This is a genomic window from Pseudomonas sp. HN8-3 (genome assembly GCF_020790195.1).
In the GTDB taxonomy this organism is placed as follows: Bacteria; Pseudomonadota; Gammaproteobacteria; order Pseudomonadales; family Pseudomonadaceae; genus Aquipseudomonas; species Aquipseudomonas synxantha_A.
In genome coordinates, this window is record NZ_CP086206.1 from 3,890,686 (window position 1) to 3,915,683 (window position 24,998).

At 56.4% G+C, this 24,998-nt stretch carries 38 protein-coding genes and 1 tRNA gene; 9 read left to right on the forward strand and 30 right to left on the reverse strand.

Annotated features, from left to right (window positions below; translation table 11 throughout):
- Position 1: 1 nt before the first annotated feature.
- From LJX92_RS17120 to LJX92_RS17205, 19 genes are all read right to left on the reverse strand, one after another.
- On the reverse strand, positions 2 to 328 hold the full coding sequence (locus LJX92_RS17120) for a hypothetical protein (protein WP_157717971.1): 327 nt from the start codon (positions 326 to 328) through the stop codon (positions 2 to 4).
- A gap of 29 nt (positions 329 to 357) precedes the next feature.
- Positions 358 to 1,869, reverse strand: a complete 1,512-nt coding sequence (locus LJX92_RS17125; protein ID WP_060772907.1) for a hypothetical protein — start codon at positions 1,867 to 1,869, stop codon at positions 358 to 360.
- The gene (locus tag LJX92_RS17130) at positions 1,847 to 2,380 is read right to left on the reverse strand and encodes a terminase small subunit (RefSeq protein ID WP_228308693.1); all 534 of its coding nucleotides are present in this window, start codon (positions 2,378 to 2,380) and stop codon (positions 1,847 to 1,849) included. The genes LJX92_RS17125 and LJX92_RS17130 overlap by 23 nt, the downstream gene beginning before the upstream one ends.
- Positions 2,381 to 2,522: 142 nt before the next feature.
- Complete coding sequence (locus LJX92_RS17135; RefSeq protein ID WP_228308694.1) at positions 2,523 to 2,999, reverse strand: DUF2514 family protein; 477 nt, start codon at positions 2,997 to 2,999, stop codon at positions 2,523 to 2,525.
- Positions 2,996 to 3,511 carry a glycoside hydrolase family protein gene (locus LJX92_RS17140; RefSeq protein WP_228308696.1) on the reverse strand — a complete coding sequence of 172 codons (516 nt, stop codon included), beginning with the start codon at positions 3,509 to 3,511 and terminating at the stop codon, positions 2,996 to 2,998. The genes LJX92_RS17135 and LJX92_RS17140 overlap by 4 nt, the downstream gene beginning before the upstream one ends.
- A complete protein-coding gene (locus LJX92_RS17145) occupies positions 3,508 to 3,759 on the reverse strand; it encodes a holin (RefSeq protein ID WP_228308698.1) in 252 nt (83 codons plus the stop codon). The genes LJX92_RS17140 and LJX92_RS17145 overlap by 4 nt, the downstream gene beginning before the upstream one ends.
- A gap of 342 nt (positions 3,760 to 4,101) precedes the next feature.
- On the reverse strand, positions 4,102 to 4,968 hold the full coding sequence (locus LJX92_RS17150) for a hypothetical protein (RefSeq protein ID WP_228308699.1): 867 nt from the start codon (positions 4,966 to 4,968) through the stop codon (positions 4,102 to 4,104).
- A gap of 286 nt (positions 4,969 to 5,254) precedes the next feature.
- Positions 5,255 to 5,641 carry an antiterminator Q family protein gene (locus LJX92_RS17155; RefSeq protein WP_228308701.1) on the reverse strand — a complete coding sequence of 129 codons (387 nt, stop codon included), beginning with the start codon at positions 5,639 to 5,641 and terminating at the stop codon, positions 5,255 to 5,257.
- Positions 5,638 to 5,925 (reverse strand): hypothetical protein, encoded by a 288-nt coding sequence (locus tag LJX92_RS17160; RefSeq protein ID WP_228308702.1) that lies wholly within the window; start codon positions 5,923 to 5,925, stop codon positions 5,638 to 5,640. The genes LJX92_RS17155 and LJX92_RS17160 overlap by 4 nt, the downstream gene beginning before the upstream one ends.
- A complete protein-coding gene (locus LJX92_RS17165; protein ID WP_228308704.1) occupies positions 5,918 to 7,315 on the reverse strand; it encodes a replicative DNA helicase in 1,398 nt (465 codons plus the stop codon). The genes LJX92_RS17160 and LJX92_RS17165 overlap by 8 nt, the downstream gene beginning before the upstream one ends.
- The gene (locus tag LJX92_RS17170; protein ID WP_228308706.1) at positions 7,312 to 8,109 is read right to left on the reverse strand and encodes an ATP-binding protein; all 798 of its coding nucleotides are present in this window, start codon (positions 8,107 to 8,109) and stop codon (positions 7,312 to 7,314) included. The genes LJX92_RS17165 and LJX92_RS17170 overlap by 4 nt, the downstream gene beginning before the upstream one ends.
- Complete coding sequence (locus LJX92_RS17175; protein WP_228308708.1) at positions 8,093 to 8,896, reverse strand: helix-turn-helix domain-containing protein; 804 nt, start codon at positions 8,894 to 8,896, stop codon at positions 8,093 to 8,095. The genes LJX92_RS17170 and LJX92_RS17175 overlap by 17 nt, the downstream gene beginning before the upstream one ends.
- Complete coding sequence (locus tag LJX92_RS17180; RefSeq protein WP_228308709.1) at positions 8,893 to 9,129, reverse strand: hypothetical protein; 237 nt, start codon at positions 9,127 to 9,129, stop codon at positions 8,893 to 8,895. Before LJX92_RS17180 ends, LJX92_RS17175 begins: the two co-directional genes overlap by 4 nt.
- Positions 9,126 to 9,503 (reverse strand): hypothetical protein, encoded by a 378-nt coding sequence (locus tag LJX92_RS17185; protein WP_228308710.1) that lies wholly within the window; start codon positions 9,501 to 9,503, stop codon positions 9,126 to 9,128. The genes LJX92_RS17180 and LJX92_RS17185 overlap by 4 nt, the downstream gene beginning before the upstream one ends.
- Entirely contained in the window at positions 9,500 to 10,249 is a 750-nt protein-coding gene (locus LJX92_RS17190) for a Rha family transcriptional regulator (RefSeq protein ID WP_228308711.1), read from the reverse strand. The genes LJX92_RS17185 and LJX92_RS17190 overlap by 4 nt, the downstream gene beginning before the upstream one ends.
- Positions 10,242 to 10,796 carry a hypothetical protein gene (locus tag LJX92_RS17195; RefSeq protein WP_228308712.1) on the reverse strand — a complete coding sequence of 185 codons (555 nt, stop codon included), beginning with the start codon at positions 10,794 to 10,796 and terminating at the stop codon, positions 10,242 to 10,244. The genes LJX92_RS17190 and LJX92_RS17195 overlap by 8 nt, the downstream gene beginning before the upstream one ends.
- On the reverse strand, positions 10,793 to 11,107 hold the full coding sequence (locus LJX92_RS17200; RefSeq protein WP_228308713.1) for a DUF3077 domain-containing protein: 315 nt from the start codon (positions 11,105 to 11,107) through the stop codon (positions 10,793 to 10,795). The genes LJX92_RS17195 and LJX92_RS17200 overlap by 4 nt, the downstream gene beginning before the upstream one ends.
- A 276-nt stretch (positions 11,108 to 11,383) precedes the next feature.
- Complete coding sequence (locus tag LJX92_RS27135; RefSeq protein ID WP_416309122.1) at positions 11,384 to 11,578, reverse strand: Cro/CI family transcriptional regulator; 195 nt, start codon at positions 11,576 to 11,578, stop codon at positions 11,384 to 11,386.
- Positions 11,575 to 11,910, reverse strand: coding sequence for a transcriptional regulator (locus LJX92_RS17205; RefSeq protein WP_228308714.1), 336 nt, complete (start codon positions 11,908 to 11,910; stop codon positions 11,575 to 11,577). Before LJX92_RS17205 ends, LJX92_RS27135 begins: the two co-directional genes overlap by 4 nt.
- Before the next feature lie 99 nt (positions 11,911 to 12,009).
- Between LJX92_RS17205 and LJX92_RS17210 the strand changes: the two genes are divergently transcribed.
- The 6 genes from LJX92_RS17210 to LJX92_RS17235 all read left to right on the forward strand — a co-directional run bounded on the left by LJX92_RS17210 (position 12,010) and on the right by LJX92_RS17235 (position 15,063).
- Positions 12,010 to 12,735, forward strand: a complete 726-nt coding sequence (locus tag LJX92_RS17210; protein WP_228308715.1) for a S24 family peptidase — start codon at positions 12,010 to 12,012, stop codon at positions 12,733 to 12,735.
- A 113-nt stretch (positions 12,736 to 12,848) separates the two neighbouring features.
- Positions 12,849 to 13,172, forward strand: a complete 324-nt coding sequence (locus LJX92_RS17215; RefSeq protein ID WP_228308716.1) for a helix-turn-helix domain-containing protein — start codon at positions 12,849 to 12,851, stop codon at positions 13,170 to 13,172.
- Positions 13,173 to 13,240: 68 nt separating this feature from the next.
- Positions 13,241 to 13,543 (forward strand): hypothetical protein, encoded by a 303-nt coding sequence (locus tag LJX92_RS17220; RefSeq protein ID WP_228308717.1) that lies wholly within the window; start codon positions 13,241 to 13,243, stop codon positions 13,541 to 13,543.
- A complete protein-coding gene (locus LJX92_RS17225; RefSeq protein WP_228308718.1) occupies positions 13,540 to 13,707 on the forward strand; it encodes a hypothetical protein in 168 nt (55 codons plus the stop codon). The genes LJX92_RS17220 and LJX92_RS17225 overlap by 4 nt, the downstream gene beginning before the upstream one ends.
- Before the next feature lie 31 nt (positions 13,708 to 13,738).
- Positions 13,739 to 13,951, forward strand: a complete 213-nt coding sequence (locus tag LJX92_RS17230) for a hypothetical protein (protein WP_228308719.1) — start codon at positions 13,739 to 13,741, stop codon at positions 13,949 to 13,951.
- Positions 13,951 to 15,063 (forward strand): tyrosine-type recombinase/integrase, encoded by a 1,113-nt coding sequence (locus LJX92_RS17235; RefSeq protein ID WP_228309918.1) that lies wholly within the window; start codon positions 13,951 to 13,953, stop codon positions 15,061 to 15,063. The genes LJX92_RS17230 and LJX92_RS17235 overlap by 1 nt, the downstream gene beginning before the upstream one ends.
- A gap of 89 nt (positions 15,064 to 15,152) precedes the next feature.
- On the opposite strand, the gene LJX92_RS17240 is transcribed toward LJX92_RS17235, so the two are convergent.
- From LJX92_RS17240 to thrS, 9 genes are all read right to left on the reverse strand, one after another.
- Positions 15,153 to 15,229 (reverse strand) — tRNA-Pro (locus tag LJX92_RS17240).
- A gap of 90 nt (positions 15,230 to 15,319) precedes the next feature.
- A complete protein-coding gene (locus LJX92_RS17245) occupies positions 15,320 to 15,676 on the reverse strand; it encodes a MerR family transcriptional regulator (protein ID WP_003174972.1) in 357 nt (118 codons plus the stop codon).
- Positions 15,657 to 15,959: an integration host factor subunit alpha gene (gene ihfA / locus LJX92_RS17250; protein ID WP_002553164.1), complete on the reverse strand. Its 303-nt coding sequence runs from the start codon at positions 15,957 to 15,959 to the stop codon at positions 15,657 to 15,659. The genes LJX92_RS17245 and ihfA overlap by 20 nt, the downstream gene beginning before the upstream one ends.
- Before the next feature lie 3 nt (positions 15,960 to 15,962).
- A complete protein-coding gene (gene pheT / locus LJX92_RS17255) occupies positions 15,963 to 18,341 on the reverse strand; it encodes a phenylalanine--tRNA ligase subunit beta (RefSeq protein WP_032880291.1) in 2,379 nt (792 codons plus the stop codon).
- Between the two features lie 26 nt (positions 18,342 to 18,367).
- On the reverse strand, positions 18,368 to 19,384 hold the full coding sequence (gene pheS / locus LJX92_RS17260) for a phenylalanine--tRNA ligase subunit alpha (RefSeq protein ID WP_003192486.1): 1,017 nt from the start codon (positions 19,382 to 19,384) through the stop codon (positions 18,368 to 18,370).
- Between the two features lie 109 nt (positions 19,385 to 19,493).
- Entirely contained in the window at positions 19,494 to 19,850 is a 357-nt protein-coding gene (gene rplT / locus LJX92_RS17265) for a 50S ribosomal protein L20 (RefSeq protein ID WP_005789679.1), read from the reverse strand.
- A gap of 30 nt (positions 19,851 to 19,880) precedes the next feature.
- Positions 19,881 to 20,075 (reverse strand): 50S ribosomal protein L35, encoded by a 195-nt coding sequence (gene rpmI / locus LJX92_RS17270; protein ID WP_002553160.1) that lies wholly within the window; start codon positions 20,073 to 20,075, stop codon positions 19,881 to 19,883.
- Between the two features lie 60 nt (positions 20,076 to 20,135).
- Positions 20,136 to 20,687: a translation initiation factor IF-3 gene (infC, locus tag LJX92_RS17275; RefSeq protein WP_169851780.1), complete on the reverse strand. Its 552-nt coding sequence runs from the start codon at positions 20,685 to 20,687 to the stop codon at positions 20,136 to 20,138.
- Entirely contained in the window at positions 20,687 to 22,609 is a 1,923-nt protein-coding gene (gene thrS / locus LJX92_RS17280; protein WP_005789682.1) for a threonine--tRNA ligase, read from the reverse strand. Before thrS ends, infC begins: the two co-directional genes overlap by 1 nt.
- Before the next feature lie 366 nt (positions 22,610 to 22,975).
- Between thrS and LJX92_RS17285 the strand changes: the two genes are divergently transcribed.
- Together LJX92_RS17285 and LJX92_RS17290 are read left to right on the forward strand one after the other, a co-directional pair.
- Positions 22,976 to 23,290 (forward strand): hypothetical protein, encoded by a 315-nt coding sequence (locus LJX92_RS17285; protein ID WP_078821838.1) that lies wholly within the window; start codon positions 22,976 to 22,978, stop codon positions 23,288 to 23,290.
- 289 nt (positions 23,291 to 23,579) lie between these two features.
- A complete protein-coding gene (locus LJX92_RS17290; RefSeq protein WP_003234260.1) occupies positions 23,580 to 23,792 on the forward strand; it encodes a cold-shock protein in 213 nt (70 codons plus the stop codon).
- 72 nt (positions 23,793 to 23,864) lie between these two features.
- On the opposite strand, the gene LJX92_RS17295 is transcribed toward LJX92_RS17290, so the two are convergent.
- Together LJX92_RS17295 and LJX92_RS17300 are read right to left on the reverse strand one after the other, a co-directional pair.
- Entirely contained in the window at positions 23,865 to 24,185 is a 321-nt protein-coding gene (locus LJX92_RS17295; RefSeq protein WP_032880290.1) for an I78 family peptidase inhibitor, read from the reverse strand.
- A 144-nt stretch (positions 24,186 to 24,329) separates the two neighbouring features.
- Positions 24,330 to 24,635 (reverse strand): hypothetical protein, encoded by a 306-nt coding sequence (locus LJX92_RS17300; RefSeq protein ID WP_032880289.1) that lies wholly within the window; start codon positions 24,633 to 24,635, stop codon positions 24,330 to 24,332.
- A 153-nt stretch (positions 24,636 to 24,788) separates the two neighbouring features.
- Between LJX92_RS17300 and LJX92_RS17305 the strand changes: the two genes are divergently transcribed.
- Positions 24,789 to 24,989, forward strand: a complete 201-nt coding sequence (locus LJX92_RS17305) for a hypothetical protein (protein ID WP_032880288.1) — start codon at positions 24,789 to 24,791, stop codon at positions 24,987 to 24,989.
- The last annotated feature ends 9 nt before the right edge of the window (positions 24,990 to 24,998 follow it).

Here is a 24,998-nt window from a genome sequence, read left to right on the forward strand (position 1 = left end):
CTTACACCCCCAACAGCGTTTTCTGGCTGGTGTTGGCACCGCCAAGCACGCCAGACGAGCCGGTCAAGATGGTACCGTTCTGGCCGGATTGGGCCAGGCGGCGCTTGCGTTCAGCTTCTACAGCGGCCTGCACTGAGTCGCTGGAGGTGGTTGGTGCAGCGCCAGGGGACGTTGAGCCCGCCGCTTCGGCCGCTGCCTTTGCCGCTGCCTTCTCGCGCTCGGCCTTGTTGAACATGCCGGTGTTCTCGCCAAACATGTTCGGCAAGCCCATACCTTCAAGCAGGACGTCACCGCCGCGCAATGGGTCGAGCTTGACCACCTTGTTCACAAGTTTTTTGATTCCGCTTCCACACATGGTCAGTTACTCGCGTAAGGGTCGTATTCGGATTCAAGGCCGTTGTTGCTGGCCCCGGAACCGCCGTATTCGTTGTATTGGCTTTTCATCACCGGCATGGCGTACGTAAGCGCCAAGGCGTCACCGTCGTCCGGGGAGATACCCAGGCGCTTCTTGATGTCGTCCTTCTTCTCCAGGGCGATCTGGTCGCTGGAGTTGTGCGTGTACATCGGCGAGGTCAGCTCGGCTTCAAGCTCTTCGTTGCTGTCAATGGCCAGGCCCGCACGTAATGCTTCGCGCATCTGCCACCACATGTAGGTGCGCATGTTCGCGTAGTGCCGGTCTGGCGCCCTGCTGGCGAAGTTGACGTCAATGATTACGATGCCGGGCAACAGGCGACGCAATTGGTCGGCAACTGGACCGCCAACGCCGGTAGCGTCAACGAACACCGCATCCGGCCGATGCTCCATCACCACCGTGCACACCTTGGCGATGAACACCGTGGTGTTGCGGGTTTCGCTGCCGGGGATCTTGATTGGCTTGATGGACTTCGCGTCCAGGCCTCGCCGGAACCTGATCACGTTGTTGTCAGCACCGCCCCGGGCGATGTCGATACCGCAAACCAGGGCGTCGTCCATGCCGTAGACCGCTTCACGCTTCATCGCGTCAGCAACCCAGTCAGTCGGGATCAGTTGCAATTCGGAAGCCCTCGGGAACATGCCGCGTACACGGATGCGGAAAAAGTCGCTGTCCTCGCCGTAGTCCTGCTGCCACTTGGCGATTTGCGTTTTGTTGGTGCCTTCAACCGTGCGGCTATCAACCTGGCGGTGTCCCCAGCGGTGTTTGTACCGTGTGAAGCAAGCCCGGAAGCGGCCGGTGGTTTTGGTCGGGTTACCGAAGGCCGCCCAAATGATTTCGGTGTTCTCGTCGGTAAGCGCACCTTCGGCCACTTCCCACACAAGGTCAGCAATGGCTGATGCCTCGTCGAATACCAGCAGAAGGCGCTTGCCCTCGTTGTGCAGGCCGGCGAATGCCTCGGTGTTGCTCTCCGACCAGGGCACCGCGTCCACACGCCAGTTCTTTTCATGCTCCGGGTCAGTGCTGATCAGCGCCGTGGCCGTGATGCGGAACCAATGCGAGGTGATGGAAAGCCGGTTCCACTTCGCCACCTCGGGCCAGGTCTTGGTCCTGAGCTGGGTTTCCGTGTTGGCAGTGACAACGCCGCGTGCATCGACGCAGGTGTCAACGCACCACTTGATCAGCCAGGACACCAGGGCAGACTTGCCGATCCCGTGGCCGCTGGCAGTGGCTTCGTGGATTACCTCGCCCAGGTCCTTGGCACCGGCGCGTAACTTCTTGCCGATGGAGTCGAGGACTTCAATCTGCCAATCACGCGGGCCGGTCTTGTTCGCCAGCTCGGTGCCTGGCTCGCCCCATGGGAAGGCGTACCAGACATATCCAAGCGGGTCTTGAGCAAACGAAAGTATGTCCTCGACCAACTGCTGCTCAAGGTCAACCGTTGCTGGCTCGCTCACGTGCTTTAGCCATCCGCTCAGAAAGGGTGTGGGTTACGTTTACTTCCACCTGTTCACGGAAGGCGCTGACTGCTACGTGCTTGCCGAGCAGTTCAAGATTCTTGACCTTGTCCGGCCACTTGATCTTTTTCATCAGGCCGACCATCGATCGATCTTCGCCCGAACCTTCGAACATCTCGGCGATATCGAAGCCCACTAGGTACTGGCGCCAGCCCTTCGGCCACTCCGACAACGGCTTAAAGCTCATGTCATCGCGCAGGATGTCCAGCACGTCGAGTTGATCAATCTCGACCAGGCGATTCAGTACGTAGTCAGCATTGATCTGCACACGCTGGCTGCGAGAATCCATCGCTTCCTTGATGGCCTGGGCAATTTGAGGTTTTTTCAGGTTCTCATCGCCTATCTGACCGGCCGTCCTTTTGCTGTACCCCGCCCTGATAGCGGCCTGGGTTGCATTGAGGTCAATCAGGTACTCATCAACGAATAGGCGCTGTTTTTGTGTCAGTGCCATGGGAATACTTACTCGCCAGCCAGTTCAGGCTTTTCAGTAGAGGGATCACCCTCCACGACTGGAGCAGTCACAACAGGGACAACCTTGAGCCAATCGAATGAACCGAAGATGGCTACAACTGCGGACTTGATGTGGTACTTAATCATTGGGATGCCCTCATGGAGTCGTAGGAGCGTTCGCAGGCGAAACCGGCCCGGCGACTTGCGTCAAGCGCTGCTGCCAGTTCGCCCGCATGGTTGTCAGCTTCTGTGCGCAGCTGGGCGAGCAAATCGGTAAGGTCGTCGATTGTCTTGCCTCTTGCGGTAAGGCGGGCACGGAGGGTGGCGCGGTCGGAAAGAAGGCTGGTTTGTTGCTCGCGCAGGCTGACACCCACAGCAAGAAGCTCAGCAACGTGAGCGTCATCGCTGATCTTTTGATTGGCTGCATCGGTGCGTACCTGGTCAATGTCTCGTTGGTGTTTCTGTTCGGTCTGGCGGGCCTTCTCGCTGGCTTCCTGGGCCTGGGTAGCGATGCTGGCCACGTAGTCCGCGTGATCGGTCTGCGCATTGTCCAGGCGGTGCGTCTGGATGCCCGCCACGATCACCAGCAACGCAACGGCGGCGATCAGGTAGCGAGTCATTGCACAGCCATGCACTTAGCGTGACGCTCAAGCTGTCGGTTCCAGACGCCGGCACAGCGCTTGTTGCCCGGGGTGGAGCAGTCGAAGCCCGCGGCGAAACGGTACTTGAGCAGGTCGTGGCACGCCTGGGCATAGTTGCCGGCCAGCAGGTCACGGCGCGGCGAACCCTTGAGCCAGGTGCCAATGCCGTACTGGCCCACGAAATCCATGTACACATCGAATTCGGCCTGGTGCAGCTTCACGCCCGGTAGCGACGCAGCGAATTGCTTCTCTGCCTGGCTGTTAAGGTTTCGGGCCAGGACTTCGGCGCGGGCCGGGGTGATGGTATCGCCCATGCGGACTGGCTGGCCGCTCTCGTAGCGTGTCGAGCCGTGGCCGATAGTGGGCACGTCGCCCTTGGTGGGGATCACAGCTACCGGGGTGTAGCCCTCGCTCGCCTGCCAGGTGGCGAAGCCGGCAGCGCTCAGGCTCAACACTGTTACGGCGATGCGCTGACGAATGACGGGATTCATGCCCGTGCCCGCTCTTTCAGGGCTTCCAGGCGCGCAGCGCTTTCGATGGACTCGCGGCGATCCTTGCGGACCTGGAAGAACAGATTGATCAGCAGGCCCACCACCGCGACCACCACACCGGCAATACCTATCCAGTTGACTTGCGACAGCCAGCCAACCATGCCAGCAGCACCACCAACCAACATGCCCTTATTGGCCACTGACGCACCCACCACCTCTACGATGCTCTCGGGCGTCGGGTTGGCCATGTTTCTACTCCTGTCCGGGGCTGCCATACGGGCCTCCAGATACGAAAAAGCCCCGCACAGTGGCGAGGCTTGGAATGGGTGCGGGTTATGTAGGTCCAGTTACGTCCCTTGGTTTCCCGCGCTGCAGATGACCGGTGCTGATTTTCGGTTTTACGGCTTTAGAACTGTCGGCTCGATGTCCGATGGTCAGTATCCTGAACGCCTACTAAGAACTGCGCATCAGCCTGCGCATTCACCTACATAGAGCTTTCCAGCCAACAAAAACCCCAACTTGGTGGGTCCGTATAGGGCTTGACGTAAACTTACAACGTGTAACCCCTGACAAAACCGCACAAAAAAACATCAATCACATAGGTGATTTGTATCCAGACTCATCTTATCGCAGATGTACTCCGCCATGTCTATCTTAAAAGGAAACCTAGCTTTTATTAGTTGAACTTTCTTTATCATATGCTCACTTGCTTGAGGCTCCCCCTTGAGCCGCATCAAGGCAATATGAAGAGAAAATTTCGATTTCTCCTCATCTGATAGAGTATTCCAAAACAATCTAGCATCATTCATTTTTGAGAAAGCATCTCGCAAATCAGATTTACTCTCATCGCTTCCGCGAACAAATCCAACCACGCAAAATGAGAAAAGAGACTCTACCACCCCATCAAACTTAACATTAGGAAGCTGTTTAGGCTCAACGTCCTCATGATATGCCCCATGACACAAACGAGATAGCCTGCTGAGAATTCGCCTTTTAGAGACTTTCAGTAGATATTTTTCAGAAATACGAGTTCTTTTATCATCGTCCGTTTCCATATTACCAATCGGGGATTCGAAAGGATCCGGAGTTAACGACTCACTCTCGGTAGTATGAGATTCTTGCTCTACGTCTTTAGCAGCAAAAACTTCAACTTCTGATGAGATTTCAGAAAATGGTATATCTACCTCACCCTCACTATAATTCTTAAAATGCGCCTGCATAAAACTCTCATCCTTCTGAAAGTCGGACGGCGCATAGAGAACAGTATGATCTCGCCAAAGAGTTTTATAAAAAAGATAAATCATCAACACAGGGAAACCCATCAAAAACCAAACGTACACTTCTTGAATAGGCTTTTCTAGGAATGGCAAAACTACGGTTCCGCTCAACTCCGCGATCCCCGCAAACATTGCGATAACAGTTAGAGGGTTTTTAATATGTCCAATCTTTTCGAGCATCGTCACTCCCTTGGCAAGTCGATGGCACAAGGCCGGCATTATGCCGTCCCTTCGCAGACTCTCCTAGAAATACTTCTCGAATAGCAATGAAACTTCACACAACCTCTGGCCGTCTTGCCGTCCAAGAAATATGAAAGATCAATTCACGAATCAGCCCCAATGACAACAAAAAGCCCGGAAAAGCATTTCTGCGACCGGGCTTTTGTTGAGTCTGACTAGGTGTCGCGCTGGAACAGCCAAACACGGTGCCATGAAAACAGGTCGGCATCCGGCATGAAAGAACTTTTTACGCAGCCTCACTCATTCCATGCAAATACCCGTCAATGAAACCAACGCCAGCCTTGATGATCTCCCTTGCTGAACGCTCAGAAATCCCAGCCGACTCCCCTACCCGCACCATCGTCCACTTGGCGCCGAAGTAGAGCCAGAGGAACAGGCCCATCTGTCCATTGCGCTGTGTGAGCTTGGCCATAGCCGAGTCCACCGCAAGCGCCTGATCGTCAGTAATCACGTAGCTAGCGGTACTCGGCATTTGGACATTGTCCCGCATGAGCGCCAGTAGCGGTGACACGTACCGAGGCACGCCCATCCCATCCATCCGCCACCAGCCCCATTGCTCCAACAGGTATTCCATATCGCCCAGCGGCTTGTCGACATACGTGCGCTTCTTCATGCGGCTTTCCTCGGATCTGGATCACTCAGGCCAAACAGGTCGCGCAGCAACCGGTCGGCGGTTTTGTTCTTTGCATTGCCCTCTATCAGCCAGCGCTGCCCGAAGTCATGGAAGCCGATCTGTGCGCGACTGCCGTGCCAACTGGCGACCATATCCAATAGGTATGCCAGTGCGCTTGGCCCACCGACTTTGACGTTGGCCAGCTCTTCACCAGCGATTTTCAGAAAGCGCCGCTCTAGGTCGCTCATGCTTTTCCGAGGCAATGCCGCTGTGACGTTACCCATGATTCTTTTTCCCCTTGTACTGGTCGGCGAAGGGGCGGCCGATCTCCACCTCTTCCTGGGTGGGCTCGCGGCCCGCAAAGTTAACGAATCGGCCGAATTGCCCCTGGCGCTGTACCAGGCAAGTGCCGGCCTCGGCTTGTCGGCCCTTGTCGAGAATCAGCTCTGTGACGCCCTGTTGACCCATTTCAGAATCCCGGTCGTAATGCACCAGGATCACCGCGTCGGCGTCCTGCTCAATCTGGCCGCTCTCCTTGAGGTCACTGGCTTGGGGCTTCTTGTTGGGTCGATTGGCCGGGCCACGGTTAAGCTGCGCAAGCACCAGGATCGGAATCGCGAGCTCACGGCTTAGGTTCATGATGGCGATCGATACCTTGGCCACCGCATCCGCACGGTTCTGCGATTTTCCGTCAGTACCGACAATCTGCACGTAGTCGATCATCAGGATGTCGAGCCCGACCTCCCGCTGGAGCTTCAGCGCCTCGGCGCGAATCGCTGGCATGGTCAGGCCTGGCGTGTCGAGCAGGTAAAGTTCGGCCTCTTTGATCTTCCCCGCTGCGAGGCCGATCCGATTCCACTCCTCCTGCTCCAGGCACTTGACCTCATCCATGCGGCGCAGATCCACGCCGCCCAGGCTTGCGATAGTCCGCAGCGTCAACTGCTCGCCCGGCATCTCAAGACTTACGACAAGGCCGACGCCCCTGCCCCGAGTAGCAACGTGATTCATGATCTGCAGGCCGAGCATCGTTTTCCCGCTACCCGGCCTACCGCCGATGACCACCATCGACTTCTGGCGCAGGAAGCCAATCAGCTTGTCGAGGTCCGCCAAGCCCGTGGAGAGTTTCGGCGGTGCCTTGTCATTGAGCACGTCATCCATGTGATCCAACACCAGCGGAAGTACGTCGCTCATCCGCTTGTAGCCGGCCTTGCCAGATGCCTTCAGGTCTCGCAGGTCTGCCAGCGCGAGATCACACTGGTCAAGGATCTCATCTGCTGGAAGATCGTCATAAACACCGCTGTCCACGATTCGCCCAAGATCACGAAACTGACGCACGAGCGCCCACTTTCTGACCTGCTGGGCGTAGCTCTTCCAATTAGCCGCAGATGGGACGCCTCTGCAAAGGTCGATGGTGTATTGCAGGGTGGATGTTCCGCTGGGCAGGTAGCGCTGGATTGCACCGAGCGTCACTGCATCAACGGGCATCCGCTGCGCGTGACAGTCGCAAATCACATCGAACAGTGCAGCGTTGTCCTGGTGCCAGAAGTCGCCTGACTTCATCTGCGAGATGATCTCGTCCAACATTCCTGCGCTTTCGTTGAGCGAGGCGATCATGATCGCACCCAGTACGCCCTGCTCGGATTCGAGGCGGTAATACTTATCCTCGTGGTTCATTTGCGCCCCCGTTCCGATTCCCAGGTGAAGCCGACCAGAAGCGCTTTGTTCTCGCGCAGACGGTCAAGGGCTCGCTCGCCGATGTAATGGCCCAGGTCCTTGGCATTGAGATTGGACACCACCACCGTCGGGCGGATCCGGTTGTAACGGCGGTCCAGTACCTCATGCAGGACCGACAGTTCGTAGTGAGTGCCCGCCTGGGCGCCGACCTCATCAATCACAAGCAGGTCGAAGGACGCCAGTTCGTCGATCACATCGCCCTCGGTATAACCGGCGTTGCGATCCATTGAGCGCTTGAACACGCGGATGATCTCGGCGGCAGTGGTGATCACGGCCACGGCCCGGTGCTGACGAATGACGTGCTGGACGATGCCGCTGGCCAGGTGCGTCTTGCCGTTACCGACATTCCCGCATAGCAGCAGGTTGCGACCGGCCTGGAAGTGTTCGCCGAAGTTGTCGGCATAGCCCTGGCAAGTTTCCAGCGCCAGTGTCATGGCTAGGGTCGTGGAGCGGTAGGTCGCGAAGGTGCTTTCGGCAAACCGAGGCGTGATGCCAGAGCCTACAAGCGCGCTGTTGACGCTTTCGGCTTGCAGGTTGGTCAGCGCCTGCGAATGTTCGTCGCTGTCCCGTGGCGCTACGCGCAGACCGTGGTACTGACACTGCTTGCATGGGCGGACAGCCATAGAGCCGTCGAACAGCTCAACCTCGGATCGATCAACCGCGCCGTGGACCGGGCACTCGCCAGCGAAGGTGCGCTGCTCAGGCTGGCGGCGGAAATTAGAACGCTGGGCCATTTTCGCCTCCTTGGTACATATCCGGGGTGTGGTTGGGCAGGTTGTTGAAAGCCGACGGTTTACCGTTCTTGGTGCCAGCACCAGGCAGCACCGATTCTGGGTAAATGTCCGACCAACTGCTGGTGGTGGACTTATCCAGCACCGCGTCGGGCTCTGGATGGTTGGCCAGCTTCTTGGCGATCAACTCACAGGCTCGCAGGGTCAGTGGTGCGCGCTTTGCCTTCCGCATTTCGCAGAAGTCAGCCCATGCCTGATCCGATGCATTTACTGGTTTGGCAGTCAGCGGGTCGAACTTCTGAGCCTTGCCCTTCCCAACCTTATCCGGTGCCTTGGCGCCTTCTTTTTGGTTAAGGATGGTTAATGGGTGGTTAGAGGATGGATTGGGTGCACGGTGTGCACCCCGTTCGGTCGTGCTGTGCACCCCGTCCTGTTCTGGCGTGCACCCCGTTGCGTCCTGGCGTGCACCCCGCTCTACACGGGGTGCATCCTGTGCACCCCGTGAAAGGTCGAGGTCGTAGCACACTGGAACACGATCTCGCTGGGTGATGTAGGCTGCGGCGACGGCCTGATTACCGCGCTTGATCAGCCCAATCGCCTCCAGCTCACGAAGGCGATATTGCACAGTGCGCGGCGCCAAGCCCGTATCAAGCGCTAGGCTCGATACCGCCGGGAATGCCGCCCTACCGATCTGGTCTGCGTAGTTGGCCAGGCACAGCAGGACATGCCGTGTATGCGACTCCGTGACAACCTGTTGCGTCAGGGCCCAGGACATAGCTTGAACACTCATATGTTCAGCTCCCGCGTTACCCGGCGAACGAATTCGTCATAGCTCTCGTCCATGACAATGCCCCTTTCTTCCAGGGCTTCACAGCCAGCTTTGGCAAGCCCGTAGATCTCCCATCGCTCGCGCTCCGGCAGGTGGCGGCAATTGGAATAGTTGGGCCAGGGGCCGGCGACCACTTCGGCGGTTGCTGCCTCACTTACGGGGATTACCGGAGTTAATTCGACAGGGCTGGTCATTGGAGTGTCTCCCCATAGATGTTGGCGCGAGCTACAAATGGCTTCTTGGGCACTTGCACTGTGTCGCCAGAAAACGCCATCAGCGCGCGCACGGCAGTCTCCAGGCGGCGCTTGGCATTGTTCTTCTGGCGTTGAGCATCGACCAGGCGCTCATAGGCCGGATTCGTGAAGTTGACTACGCCTTCATAGGCCGGGTCATCGGGCTTGATCCGGTGGTGATTGGGCTCTGGTTCACCGTTAACCTGGAAGTAGCGGCGATACTCATCGTTGAGCTGGGCTCTGCGTGCTTTGGCAATAGCCTGGGCTCTGTACCACTCAATGGAGAGATGAGCAACGCGACCGACGAGTTGGTGATTGGAGGGTTTCTTGTTCATGCTTGCTCTCCATAGGCGCCAAACAGTTCAGCCAGGTCAATGTGGTAAACGGCTGCCCAGGCAGCAGCAGGCCAGGATCGAACCCAGCCATAACGCGGATCGTGGACTTTCGGGGCTTGAATACCGTTTTCAGCGCACCAATTCTTCAGCGGTCGGAAACCCTGCTTGCCGAACTTGCGCTTGGCGATCTTCTCCACCGCGGCGACGGTGGCTTGCCGCAGTCCGCGCCCAAGTTCTTCCTTGAGCTGGTTGGCCTGCCGAACTGCCGCCGAAGCGGTAGCCATCGCAGTCGCTTCGCGCCGTGAACCGATCTCGGCCTTGGTTTCGATGGCGTAGTCACGCTGCTGGGTGACGCGCTTGTTTTCAGCGATCAGGGCAAGCTGCTTTGTTGCGAGCCCTTGGATCACCAGAAGCTTGCCTTCGTCGGTGTCGAGTGAAACGTCGGCTTGCTGCGCCTCCAGTTTTTGCCAACGATCTACCAGCGCGCCAGTGAACTCTGGACTGAGTTGGGCGACCACGACGAGGCTGTCGCGCTTACCCTTCTCACCAGAGAACAGGTACTCAGTGGCCGGTCGGCCGAGGCCGTCGAGGTATTCCACCATTGGTGGAGAACCAATTACTTTTCGCTCGGCCAGCCTTTCGATGGTGCGTTTCACGCTATCGTGGCGAGACTCGACCAATTCGGCGATCTCGCGGGAGGACATCGTGACGGAATCGCCGCGTTGATTGATGATTGAGTTATTCATGGGGAATATCCAATTCGCTGGCCAGCTCATGCATGTCGCGACGGGACATATCCGAAATAAGCTTGATGGCGGTCTGAATACCTTCCTCACGCAGCAAATCAATCTGAGGCGGGTGATCTCCGCCGGCCGCCCCATTTTTGTAGGTGCCGTTGTTGATCAGTGTTTCGGATAAAGACTTGATGGCCTGCAGTGACTTGTCCAAACGATTGGTCAGCGTGATGGCGAACCTGGAAGCCTTTGCTGGGGTTGAATCTCGCGCCACGGTTTCCACACTATCAAATCGTGGCGCGGGCTCTTCGGGTTCTACGCTGGGGACAATGCTTTCCAGCAGCGCAAGCACACTATTAGTTGCGAAATGAAGCAGCGTCGCTTGAGTTGAGACAGAGTTTTCCTGCATCAGGTCTGCCAGACCATCAACTACCGAGGAAAGAAGGTCCGTGGCCGCGTCAAGCGACTCATGAACCGGGACGCCGCCCTCGGCGCTGAACACGGCATGATTGAGTTGCACATGAAATTCATGCGCCACGGTGAGGATAGGAGTTTTCATTCTGCACCCCCGCGGTTACCAAACTCGACGGGAGAAGTGCTGGCATCGATCAAGGCCTTGGCGGCGCCGATCACAAAGCGGATCAGATAGATTTCATTTGCATCGAGGTGGCCGTCCTGGAGCTTGCTGGCCACGCTATCAACGGCACCCAAGAGGGTGCTTGCTTCGTTGAGCGCGTCAGAGAGCAGAACGCCTGTCGTGACGGCGAAAAAACGCTCGCCACCAGTTGACGTTTCCAGAAAATCAGCCGACTGCGTAACAAGTTGGCCTTGCAGGGTTGCTGCTGTGATGGTATTTTTTGCTTGCAACATAATCTCGTCCTCTAGACGAAGAAGTACAAAGCGCTTGCGTCAACAAGTGCTGATTGAGAACCCGCTGCCAGGCGGGTTTTCTGCTTTCTGGGCTACGCCAAAAACAGAATTTGAAGCAGGCGCACTATCAGGGCGGTCCTGTTGTTTGTTGCTCTGGTGCGTCTGCGTGCTTCATTCTTTAATTCCTTCTACTGGGTGTATATCCAGTTCGCATAGGTTACCAATGGTATCCAACCAAAGGGCGGCCAGACCTGCGTATCCGAGGAACACACCTCATTAGCGAATTGGAAATTTGCTGATTTCTGTTGCCGATGACGATCCATCTGCCGCTACCTTCACAAAAATTGTCCTACTCGCTGCGATAGCTTTAGATAAAGCAGGTCCAGTGCAACCCAGATCTATCGCAGCCCTATTTCTACCCCTGCGCTTGATGAAATCCTCAAGTGGAATGCTGCTCGATATGGGGGTCATTGGGCTGCCTGCTTAGCACTGGATGGATTTACAGCATCTGTAGTGGACTGCGCTGATGATGAAATTGGGCGTAGATTTGGGTCCAAGGTCGCAGCAACATGTGGTCCTTTTTTCTCAGGACGCCTTGATGTTGCCCACTGAATATCTGGGCGAAGCTCTTCTCGACCGACCAACCCTGCAGTCGCCTCTTCGAGTTGTATCGCTCTTTCAGCAGTAATCGAACGATCGCCCGAAATCAGTCGAGACAGGTAAGAAGCACTTACGCCGAGCCGAATCGCGAAGAGCTTTTTACCGCCTCTAGGCAACTGCTCCATATAATTTTCCAACTTCATGGAAGTTTACCCATTGGTACATTTGATGCCTAGATTACCCTTAAAAAATACCATTTCAAGGTAATTTTCCAGATGGGAAATAAAAGGTAAAATTTTGGTATGGATATCAAAGAAATACGCCGATTCAGGCTCAGAAAATTAATTCGCACTAGATTCTCTGGAGTCAGCGCGCGCTTTGCCGAACATATCGGCAAGCAGCCGTCGTACATCGCTCGGATTTTTTCCGACAACCCACAACACTCTAGGAACATCGGGGAAAGCCTTGCCCGAGAAATTGAAAGAGCGTGCGATCTCGAGGCGGGATATTTGGACCAGCCTCCAACCAGTACCGAAGGAGAAGGATTCTTCGATCATGAAATCAATCCCGCCTACGCCAATCTAGCTCCTGCGGGCTCATTCATAAAAATCCCTTTGCTTGATCTGCCGAACAAGCTCCATGCTGCTGGCGATCGGGAGAGCTACAGCGAAGGATCAACCATCAGCTCGATTAGCCTGGACTCAAAATGGATCCAAGCAACCTTACGCGTTAGCGACCTCGAGAATATGAGAGTGTTTTCTGCGCGCGAGGAAAGCATGTCTCCAACGATCAAACGTGGCGACTTAGTAATGGTGGATGTCGGCGTAACCAATGTCGCGGATGATGGCGTCTTTATTTTGTATCTCGGCGATCAGCTCGTGGTTAAGAGGATTCAGAGAGCACTGGATGGCTTACGCTTGATTTCTGACAATGACCACTACCCAGAGCTTCTCATTCCGAACGAATTAGAGCCTAGGATCAGTGTGCGAGGTCGGGTGCTGTACATATGGAGTGGCGCCCAGGTCTGAGCATCCGGGAGATGCCTCATCGGCCCGCCTGGAAAAATTACCAAAATAGATTGACCATTATTTACCATTTGGTACTCTTACCTCCATCGCACCCCGCCATGGAGCTTCTGAGCATGAACGCAGCAAACACAATCACAGCGCACGGCCTAACCGGTTTCCTCGGTCGTGGCGCAGCTCAGCGGGAGATGGAGTGTTTGTTGGCTGTCGCTGGGGGCGCCACTGGCAAGGAGGCTGCTCGAGCGCTCGGCGTAACCGAAGACACCATCAAGAAACGCCTCCTATCTCTGACGACAAAGCTTGGTGTCACTCGCCGGGCAGCACTCGTAGCGAAGGCTTTCTCTCTTGGCCTGATTCAAGTGTCCGGTGTAATCGCTCCGAATCCTGGCCCTCAGGATCAACGCGATATCGACCAGTTCCAGGGCATCTTTATCGCTTAACCCAAACCGATTTTCGCGAAAGCCAACAACGCGGCCGGGATTCGTTCGGCCTGGAGAAAGTGAAGCCCATGAATCGACACGAGTTGAATCGTGCAATGCTGCAAGCGTTAGTCCTACTAGTGTTCACCGGCCAAGCCACCGCCAGCGACCAAATCATCAGCGTCCAGCACGACAGAGCCCGCGGCGCCACCTGCTGGATCTTGAACAACACCGGTATAAGTTGCTTGCCGGACAGCTCGCTCCCGCAGAAGCCGGCCAACAGCACCATAGACGAGGCTCAGGAAGCATCGCCGGTACAGGCAAAATCCATGTGCCGAAACGATCAATTGCCCTCCGCCCAGCTCCTACTCGACGAGAAGTTCCAGCTATGAACCGCCATAACGGAACCAAAGGCCAACGACTGATCGAGCTGCTCAACGCCCTGCAGCACAGCGAAACTACTTTTGGCCAGATCTACGCCATGTCGGCCTCGTGCGGCATTGATGCTCGCCAGATGCTGGTAGATCAGTTCCTACGAGGTTCTCGCCATGGGTAAGAATGAGAACGCAGACCGGAGGGAGGTAGGCATGCGAAAAGAACTCATCAAAATCAGCGAATTCCAGCGTCGTCGCTGGGGTGAGAACGGCACCCCACCCTGCTCCCAGGCAATTCGGAACTACATCCGAAACGGCATGGTACCGGGCGAACAAATCGGGAAACTCTGGTACGTCGACTGGACCGCGTTCACCCGGTCGAACGGAAACGACTTGGTCGCGATGGTATTGAAAGGAGCTGCATGATGGTGCCTAGGCCGCGGAACAAGGCGAATAAGAGCCTCCCGCAGAACCTGTACTTCGATGCGAGACGGTCGACATATCGCTACCGCCGGCCTACCGACGGCAAGTGGTTCCAGTTCGGCGGCGACCGCATCAAAGCGATCGATGCCGCCAAACAGCTGAACCTGGAGTTTATGCGCGGCGCTGACCTGGTCGGCGCTGTGCTCTCCGCATCGTCGGAGTCGTTCGCTACCTTCCTTGATACGTATGAGCGGGACGTACTTCCCCCGCGCGAGCTGGCAAAAGGGACCCTAGGCCTTTATGCCGTGCACTTCCGCCGTTTCCGGAAGCAGTTCGAAGGTAAAGCGGTCGACCAGATCACGATCCGCATGATCGCGGAAATGCTGGACGCCATAACTCCGCGCTCGGCAAACCAGTCTAGGGCGCTGCTAATCGACATTTTCAACCATGCGGCAGCCAAAGGCTTATGCCCTGACAACCCTGCAGCCAGCACCATCAATCGGATCGAGAAAAAACAGCGCAAACGGCACACCGTCGAGGGACTGAAAGCGATCAGGGAAAAGTCGCCAGCCTGGCTACGGAATGCAATCGACCTGGCGCTGATTACCGCTCAACGGCGCACGGACATCCTGGACATGCGTTTTGATGGCGTTCGGGAGGGATTCCTGTATGTCGTGCAGAAGAAGACGGCCAAGGCGACAGACGCGGCTTGGATTCGATTCCGGGTCACGCCAGAGCTGCAGGCTGTCATCAGCCGGTGCCGCGACGATGTCGTGTCGCCGTATCTGGTACACCGCAAACCGAATCGACTGAAACAGAAGCAGGCACAGACAAAGGACCACTGGACGAAGGTTGAAGAGCGGTATTTGACGCGAGCATTCAAGGAAGCCAGAGAGTCGGCAAACTGTTACGCGGGGTGGAAGGAAGAAGAGATGCCAGGATTCCATGAAGTGCGAGCACTGTCGCTGCACCTGTACAAGAAAGCCGGTAAAGACGGGCAGAAAATTGCAGGCCATGCGAGCGAGGGCATGACCAGGAATTACCAGCGAGACCACGAGGAAATCATCTGGTCCGAGGCAATTCCGGACCTGAATATCAGCGAAATCACCGGGTAGTTTTGCGCAAGTTTTGCGCGGGTTTTGCGCAGGCACAAAAAAGCCGATCTAGCTGATCGGCTTAAGTGTCTGATTTTACTCAGGAATAATGGTCGGGACGGAGTGATTCGAACACTCGACCCCTAGCACCCCATGCTAGTGCGCTACCGGACTGCGCTACGCCCCGACTAGGCGTGTTACTGGGTTCGCTTCTTAACGAAGCGAACCGGAATATACCGCAAGCTTTTGAAATGTGGAAGTATTTTTAAAGCTTGAATCATTTCTTCAGCACCACCAGCACATCTTCCAGTTCGGAGATCATCTGGCGGATCAGTTGCTTGTATTGGGTGGTGTCGTCTTTGGCTTCATCACCGGACATACGCTGGCGTGCGCCGCTGATGGTGAACCCCTGGTCGTACAGCAATGCACGGATCTGTCGGATCATCAGCACGTCCTGGCGCTGATAATACCGACGGTTCCCGGTGCGTTTGACGGGGTTAAGTTGAGGAAACTCCTGCTCCCAATAGCGCAGCACGTGCGGTTTTACGGCACACAGCTCGCTGACTTCACCAATGGTGAAGTAGCGTTTGCCTGGGATGACGGGTAGTTCGTCGTTATGACTTGGTTCCAGCATAAGCCTCAACTCGGGCCTTCAACTTCTGCCCTGGACGAAAGGTGACCACACGGCGAGCCGTGATCGGGATTTCTTCTCCCGTTTTTGGATTGCGGCCAGGCCGCTGGCGTTTGTCCCGCAGGTCAAAATTGCCGAAACCGGACAATTTGACCTGTTCGTTGTCTTCCAGAGCGTGGCGGATCTCTTCAAAAAACAGCTCGACCAATTCCTTGGCCTCGCGCTTGTTCAGACCCAACTCTTCGTACAGACGTTCCGCCATCTCAGCTTTCGTCAAAGCCCCCATACGTCACTTCCTTAACGTGGCGTTCAACCTTTGTTCGAGCGAGGTGAGGATATTTTGCGTCGTGGTATTCACCTCATCATCATTAAGAGTGCGCGATGGATGCTGCCAGGTCAAGCCGACTGCGAGGCTTTTTCTATGCGGATCAATGCCTTTACCCTGATAGACGTCAAATAGCCTGAGGTCTGTCAGCCATTCCCCTGCATTTTCACGGATTACATCCAGAACGGCAGTGGCGGCGACGTCACGGTCGGCGATCAGCGCCAGGTCGCGACGCACTTCAGGAAAGCGCGACAACTCGCTGAATTTAGGCATCTTGCCCGACGCCACTTCAGCCAAGACTAGCTCAAACACGAAGACTGGACGGTCCAGCCCCAACGTTTTCGACAGTTCCGGGTGAATGGCGCCCACAAAACCTACCAGGCGACCTTCGCGCTCGATACGCGCAGTCTGGCCTGGATGCAAGGCTGGGTGACTGCCCGGCACAAACGTAAAGGCATCCAGCGCGCCGGCAAAGCCCAGTACCGCTTCCACGTCAGCCTTGACGTCGAAGAAGTCTACGACGTCGCGGCCCTGCGCCCAGCCTTCCGGCAGGCGGCTACCGCAGACCACGCCAGCCAGCATCGGCTCTTGCTTGAGGCCATCGAGCTGACCCACGAAACGCAGGCCGCTTTCGAACAGGCGCACGCGGTCTTGCTGGCGGTTCAGGTTGTGGGAAAGCGCTTTCACCAGGCCCGGCCACAGCGACGAACGCATGGCGGCCATGTCGTTGGAGATCGGGTTGGCCAACAACAGCGGCTCAACACCCGGGTTGAACAGCTCAAATTGTTTTGGATCGATGAAGCTATACGTCACGGCTTCCTGGTAACCACGAGCAACCAGCAGGCGGCGCAGCTCAGGCAGGTGCGCACGCGCTTCGGCCTTGGGTTGCGGCGCGAGGCGCGCTTGCGGGTAGCGAACCGGCAGGCGGTTGTAGCCATACAGACGTGCCAGCTCTTCGATCAGGTCGACTTCCAGGCTGATGTCGAAGCGATGGCTAGGAACTGCAACCTGCCACTGCCCTTCCCCATTCGAGGAAATACCCAGGCCGAGGGCGGACAGCAGTTGCTCGATTTCAGCCGGCACAATGACCAGCCCGAGCATTTGCTCAACGCTTTTGGCACGCAGGGTGATCGGCGCAATCGACGGCAGGTGCTGCTCGCTGACGGTTTCGGTGATCGGACCCGCTTCGCCACCGGTGATTTCCAGCAGCAGGCCGGTGGCGCGCTCCATGGCTTCACGGGCGAGATTCCAGTCCACGCCACGCTCATAGCGGTGCGAAGCATCGGTGTGCAGGCCATAGGAACGGGCCTTGCCTGCGATGGCGATCTGGTCGAAGAACGCGCTTTCAAGGAATACGTCACGAGTGGTCGCGGATACACCGCTGTGCTCGCCCCCCATCACGCCGGCAATTGCCAGGGCGCGAGAGTGGTCGGCGATAACCAGGGTGTCGGCACGCAGGCTGACTTCCTGACCGTCGAGCAGCACCAGCTTTTCGCCTTCCTCGGCCATGCGCACGCGGATGCCACCGTTGATTTCGGCGAGATCGAAGGCGTGCAGCGGCTGACCCAGCTCCAACATCACATAGTTGGTGATGTCGACCGCGGCGTCGATGCTGCGCACGTCGGCGCGACGCAGGCGCTCGACCATCCACAGCGGGGTCGGCTTGGACAGGTCGACGTTACGGACCACACGCCCCAGGTAACGTGGGCAGGCGTTCGGCGCGAGCACTTCGATGGAGCGAACTTCGTCATGCACCGGCGGCACAACAGCAACCGTAGGACGGGTGACGGGAGCGTTGTACAGCGCGCCCACTTCACGGGCCAGACCGGCCAGGGACAGGCAGTCGCCGCGGTTCGGGGTCAGGTCGACCTCGATGCTGGCGTCTTCCAGTTCCAGGTAAACCCGGATGTCCTGACCCACAGGCGCGTCTGCCGGCAGCTCCATCAGGCCATCATTGCCCTCGCCTACCTGCAACTCAGCCTGAGAGCACAACATGCCGTTGGACTCGACACCACGCAGCTTGGCCTTCTTGATCTTGAAGTCGCCAGGCAGTTGGGCACCGATCATGGCAAACGGGATCTTCAGGCCCGGGCGCACATTAGGCGCTCCGCACACGACCTGAAAGGTTTCCGAACCGTTACTGACCTGGCACACACGCAATTTATCGGCATCAGGGTGTTGCTCGGTGCTCAGCACCTCGCCCACTACCACGCCGCTGAAAACACCGGCGGCCGGGGTAACGCTATCGACCTCAAGACCGGCCATCGACAGACGCGCAACCAGCGCGTCGCGATCTACCTGCGGGCTTACCCAGCCACGCAGCCATTGTTCACTGAATTTCATCCTGCTCTCCTAAAGATTCGTTACGACTAGCGAAATTGCGCGAGGAACCGCAAGTCGTTGTCGAAGAACAGACGCAAGTCGTTCACGCCGTAACGCAGCATGGCCAGACGCTCAACGCCCATGCCGAAGGCAAAGCCCGAGAACTCTTCCGGATCGATCCCGGACATGCGCAGCACGTTAGGGTGGACCATGCCGCAACCCATGACTTCCAGCCAACCGGTCTGCTTGCAGACGCGGCAACCTTTACCGCTACACATCACGCATTCCATGTCGACTTCAGCGGACGGCTCGGTGAACGGGAAGAACGATGGACGGAAACGCACGGCCAGCTCTTTCTCGAAGAACACCCGCAGGAATTCTTCGATGGTGCCCTTGAGGTCGGCAAAATTGATATCGCGATCCACCAGCAGGCCTTCGACCTGGTGGAACATCGGCGAGTGGGTGATATCCGAGTCGCTACGGTACACACGGCCTGGGCAGACAATGCGGATCGGCGGCTTGTTCGCTTCCATGGTGCGGACCTGTACCGGCGAGGTATGGGTGCGCAACAGCATGTTCGCGTTGAAATAGAAGGTGTCGTGCATCGACCGGGCCGGGTGATGGCCTGGGATGTTGAGCGCCTCGAAGTTGTGATAATCGTCTTCTACCTCAGGGCCTTCGGCAATGCCGTAGCCGATGTGGGTGAAGAACTGCTCGATACGTTCCAGAGTCCGGGTAATCGGATGCAGGCCGCCCGAGGCCTGACCACGGCCAGGCAAGGTCACGTCAATGGACTCGGCGGCGAGCTTGGCCGCTAGATCGGCCTCCTCGAGCGACGCCTTGCGCGCATTGAGCACCTCTGTGACACGTTCCTTGGCAACGTTGATCAACGCACCGACTTGCGGACGTTCTTCAGCGGGCAAATTTCCCAGGGTCTTCATCACCTGAGTCAATTCACCTTTCTTGCCAAGGTAGTGAACCCGGATTTGCTCCAGGGCATTTACATCTTCAGCGCTTTGCACGGCCTCAAGGGCTTGGGCAACGAGCGCGTCCAGGTTTTCCATGTACAGACTCCAGATACAAAATAGGGGAAGAGCTTGAAGGCTCTTCCCCTATTTATGACGTTTACCACCTTGGGCTACAGGAGTAACCCAGGATGACTGTCGGGGGTACTTAAGCCAAGGAGGCTTTAGCTTTCTCGACAATCGCAGCAAACACCGCTTTTTCGTTCACGGCCAGTTCAGCCAGAACCTTACGGTCGATTTCGATGGACGCTTTCTTCAGGCCAGCGATGAAACGGCTGTAGGACAGACCGTTAACACGTGCACCAGCGTTGATACGAGCGATCCACAGAGCGCGGAACTGACGTTTTTTCTGACGACGGTCACGGTAGGCGTACTGGCCTGCCTTGATTACCGCTTGCTTGGCAACACGGAATACGCGTGAACGCGCGCCGTAGTAGCCTTTAGCAAGTTTCAGAATTTTTTTGTGACGTTTACGGGCAATGACGCCACGCTTTACACGAGCCATGAGTTACTTCCTCTAGTCTTGATCCAAAAATTAACGAAGGCGCAGCATGCGCTCGACTTTTGCCACGTCAGACGGATGCAGCAAGCTGCTACCGCGCAGTTGACGCTTACGCTTGGTCGACATTTTGGTCAGGATGTGGCTCTTGAAAGCGTGCTTGTGCTTGATACCGTTAGCAGTTTTCAGAAACCGCTTAGCAGCACCACTTTTAGTCTTCATCTTTGGCATGTTCGGATACTCCGCATTCAGTTGATAAACATAATCAGAAGGCCTGCCGTGCCCTGTTGATTACTTCTTCTTTTTCGGGGCGATGACCATGATCAGTTGGCGTCCTTCCATCTTAGGATGCTGTTCGACCGAACCGTACTCGAGCAGGTCAGCTTCAACCCGCTTGAGGAGTTCCATCCCCAGCTCCTGGTGGGCCATCTCACGGCCGCGGAATCGCAAGGATACCTTGGCCCTGTCCCCATCACTCAGGAAACGTACCAGGTTGCGCAGTTTTACCTGGTAATCCCCTTCCTCCGTCCCTGGACGAAACTTGATTTCTTTAACCTGGATCTGCTTCTGGTTTTTCTTGGCTGCGGCAATCTGCTTCTTCTTCTCGAAGATCGATTTGCCGTAGTCCATCAGCTTGCAGACAGGCGGTACAGCATCGGCGGAAATTTCCACCAAATCGAGCTTGGCTTCTTCAGCCTTAAGAAGCGCGTCTTCAATTGACACAATCCCAAGCTGCTCACCCTCAGCCCCAATTAACCGAACCTCGCGTGCCGAGATATTCTCGTTGATCGGGGCTTTCGGTGCAGCTCGTTTATCTTGTCTCATTTCACGCTTAATAATAATTACTCCGAATCTGGGCGACCACGCCGGGAAACCGCTTGCGCGAGGAACTCAGCGAACTGGGCGACGGGCATCGAGCCCAGGTCAGCACCTTCACGAGTACGCACAGCGACAGTCTGCATCTCGACTTCCCGATCTCCGATAACCAAAAGATAGGGAACCTTGAGCAAAGTATGCTCGCGGATTTTAAAGCCGATCTTTTCATTTCTCAAGTCGGACTTGGCACGAAATCCGCTTTCGTTGAGAGTTTTTTCAACTTCGGCGGCAAAATCTGCCTGTTTATCAGTGATATTCATGATCACTGCCTGGGTCGGAGCCAGCCACGCAGGGAACGCTCCCTCGTAGTGCTCGATCAGGATACCGACGAACCGCTCGAACGAACCGAGGATCGCCCGGTGCAGCATAACCGGGTGTTTACGGCTGTTGTCTTCGGAGACGTATTCGGCTCCCAGACGGATCGGCAGGTTAAAATCGAGCTGCAGGGTACCACACTGCCAGACACGGCCAAGGCAATCTTTGAGCGAGAACTCGATCTTCGGACCGTAGAACGCGCCCTCCCCCGGCTGCAGGTCGTACGCAAGGCCCGCACTGTCGAGTGCTGCGGCCAGTGCCGCTTCGGCGCGATCCCACAGCTCGTCGGAACCAACGCGTTTTTCCGGACGAGTGGACAGCTTCATTTCAACTTCGGTAAACCCGAAATCGCGATAAACGTCCATGGTCAGCTTGATGAACGCGGCGGATTCAGCCTGCATCTGCTCTTCGGTGCAGAAGATGTGGGCGTCGTCCTGAGTAAAACCGCGCACACGCATGATGCCGTGCAGTGCACCGGATGGCTCGTTGCGGTGGCAGGCACCGAACTCGGCCAGGCGCATCGGCAACTCGCGGTAGCTCTTCAGGCCTTGATTGAACACCTGCACGTGGCATGGGCAGTTCATCGGCTTGATGGCGTAGTCGCGGTTTTCCGACTGAGTGGTGAACATGTTGTCGGCGTAGTTGGCCCAGTGCCCGGATTTCTCCCACAGGCTGCGATCAACGACCTGCGGGGTCTTGATCTCCAGGTAACCGTTGTCGCGCTGAACCTTGCGCATGTACTGCTCAAGCACCTGGTACAGGGTCCAGCCATTCGGGTGCCAGAACACCATGCCCGGCGCTTCTTCCTGAAGGTGGAACAGGTTCAGGCGCTTGCCGATCTTGCGGTGGTCGCGCTTTTCAGCTTCTTCAATGCGCTGGATGTAGGCGGCCAGCTGTTTCTTGTCAGCCCAGGCCGTGCCGTAGATCCGTTGCAGCTGTTCGTTCTTGGCATCACCGCGCCAGTAGGCACCGGACAGCTTGGTCAGCTTGAACGACTTGAGGAAACGCGTGTTCGGCACGTGTGGGCCACGGCACATGTCGACGTATTCTTCGTGGTAGTACAAGCCCATGGCCTGCTCGTCCGGCATGTCTTCCACCAGGCGCAGCTTGTAATCTTCACCACGCGCGGTAAACACGTCGATCACTTCGGCACGCGGGGTGACTTTCTTGATGACGTCGTAATCTTTTTCAATCAGCGCGTGCATGCGCTGCTCGATGGCCGCCAAGTCGTCCGGTGTAAAAGGACGCTCATAGGCGATGTCGTAATAGAAGCCTTCTTCGATTACCGGGCCGATCACCATCTTGGCGGTTGGGTACAGCTGCTTGACCGCATGGCCAATCAGGTGCGCGCAAGAGTGGCGAATGATCTCCAGCCCCTCTTGATCCTTGGGCGTGATGATTTGCAGGCTGGCATCGCAAGTGATCAGGTCACTGGCGTCGACCAGTTTGCCGTCGACCTTGCCGGCCACGGTGGCCTTGGCCAAGCCTGCACCAATGGATGCGGCGACTTCGGCTACGGAAACCGAATGATCGAATGAACGTTGACTGCCGTCGGGTAGAGTAATAGTTGGCATGGCGCCTCCTCTCCTAGTGGTGACCCCTACCAAAGGTCACGTGGGTTGGGATGAGCCAGTACAAGATCCAACACCAGGCCGTTCAGTGATGAACGCCTGCCTTACAGCGGCAGGAGCCTTTCGGCCAACCGATAATCGAACCAGAGTGACTGGATTGAGCTAAAAAGAAACATGGCAAGGCGGTAATTGACGCGCCTGAAACTAGCCAAGCCCACGATGCTAGCACAGATGAACGGTCATCGCGCCGACGAAGCTTTGTGTATAGCGCAATTCAAGGCTTTATAGCTGCAAAGTGAACTTGAGCTGTACGTCGGGCCTCCAACCCACTGAGAATCGCCGTTCGTCCTCGACCCAAAGGAGCATCCCATGATGCGTTTCACCTCTACCCTCGCTGTCGCCGCTACCCTGAGCCTCCTTTCCCTTGGCGCGCAGGCTGCAGCCCCTTCCAACTGGCCAGCCGGCGCCCGTGACAGCTTTGTGAGCGACTGCAGTGCCGCCGCGAGTCAGAACGTAGACGCCAAAACTGCCAAAGCTCACTGCGAATGTGGTGCTGACAAGATCAATGCCGAATTGAGCACTGCCGAGATCAAGGAACTGATGACCAATCAGAACGCCAGCCCTGAGCTTAAGAACAAAGCGGTAGCGGCTATTTCGTCCTGCAAAGTCGTGAAGAAAAAGTAAGATTGACCACTGATCTGACGACCATATCGCTGGAAAAATGGCCTGAAAACTGCCATTTCACACAAATTATGCAGGTTTTACGGCTTTTTTTAACAGTTGATATTTCAGCGCAAAGCCCCGTAGATCGCGGCTTTGCGCCGATCCAGGGATCAGATGCAACGCGATTGATTAGCAAACAATGCCTTGGGGGGGCTCCCAAGTCGAACATTTCGACTATGATAGCCCAGTGTGCCCAGTTGGCCTGAGCAGCACAGCACTACTGAAAATATATGTTTCTTGGAGATACACCATGTCTAATCGCCAAACCGGCACCGTTAAATGGTTCAACGATGAAAAAGGCTTCGGCTTCATCACTCCTCAAGGTGGCGGTGACGACCTGTTCGTACACTTCAAAGCTATCGAAAGCGACGGTTTCAAAAGCCTGAAAGAAGGCCAAACCGTTTCCTTCGTGGCTGAGAAAGGCCAAAAGGGTATGCAAGCTGCACAGGTTCGCGGCGAGTAATTCTCCGCTGAGCTAAAAAAAACCCCGTCCATGTGACGGGGTTTTTTATGGGCGATGCAAAAGCCGAAGCTGTCAGCCGCAATTGACCCGCGTGATCACCAGGTTGTTGTCAGTGTTGAGGTTCAGGCGGTCAGAACGATATTCCAGGGTAATCATATCGTTGGGCTTGAGGATGCGTGCATTCTGCGCGCCAGCACGGGTACGAGCCTGCTCCAGCAACTGCGGCGAGGCTTTCTGGCCGATTGCGAACTCGGCGGCCTTAGACTCACAGCGGCTATGACCGGCATCGGTCACGGTGGCGTCTTTGCCTGGCTCAGAGGCACCCGGGGTGCTGCAACCCGCCAATGCGAGTGCTGCCAACAAAGTACCGAATGAAGCGAGCTTCCAAGGCATGAAGCCTCCTATGATAAAAAATGGACAGAGATCGTGCGACAGCGATATGAACGATTGGTTTCAAGACGTTAATCGCCTGCGCGCAAGTCTGCCTGACTCGCGCGGGGCAATCGCCCAGTCAATCGTGACTAGATATGAACGCACTCAGTAGATGTCGATGTAGTCAGATGGTGGGTATGGCCAGTTCTGTTTCAGCGCGTTGAAGATCTGCATGACCCAGACCTCATCGCTGGCCGCCACAATACCGACATAGCCAGAACCCTTGGCCCAGGTCTCCAGACGAAACAGCAGGCCATCTATCTGAGCTCCACCGACTACGCCGGAAGAAATATAGGCAATACCAGCCCTGGTTACCCGAAGCTGGGTATGTACGTCGTCACTGGCGTGGGCAAGCAGTTGGCGCACGGCATCCAGCGTCAGGTTCTCAGGCTTGTTCAGATCGATCTGCACGCGGTGTTTCCCGGCTGTTAAACAAGCCAACAGTGTCGCATACCCCCTCCTTCATGCCTAAGTAGCAGTGCCAAAAGCCGCGCAAAATGGTTAACTGCGCCGCTGGAACCGCGTTCCAGCGCATTGCCCAGTACTTTCAGCCGTGAGATTTCCATGACCACCGTAACGCTCCAAGCCGATATCAAAGCCAAGTGGCCCCAGGGGCAAAGCTCCTATAGCCCCGGCAGCCCCGAAGAACTGGCGATCATTGGTATCGATCTGTTGGTCAAGGAACTGGGAACCCAGGCGGCACAAGCGTTCATCGGCCAGGTATTCGAGAAATACCCGGCCGACTACATGGGCGCACAAGAATAAGAACCGGCC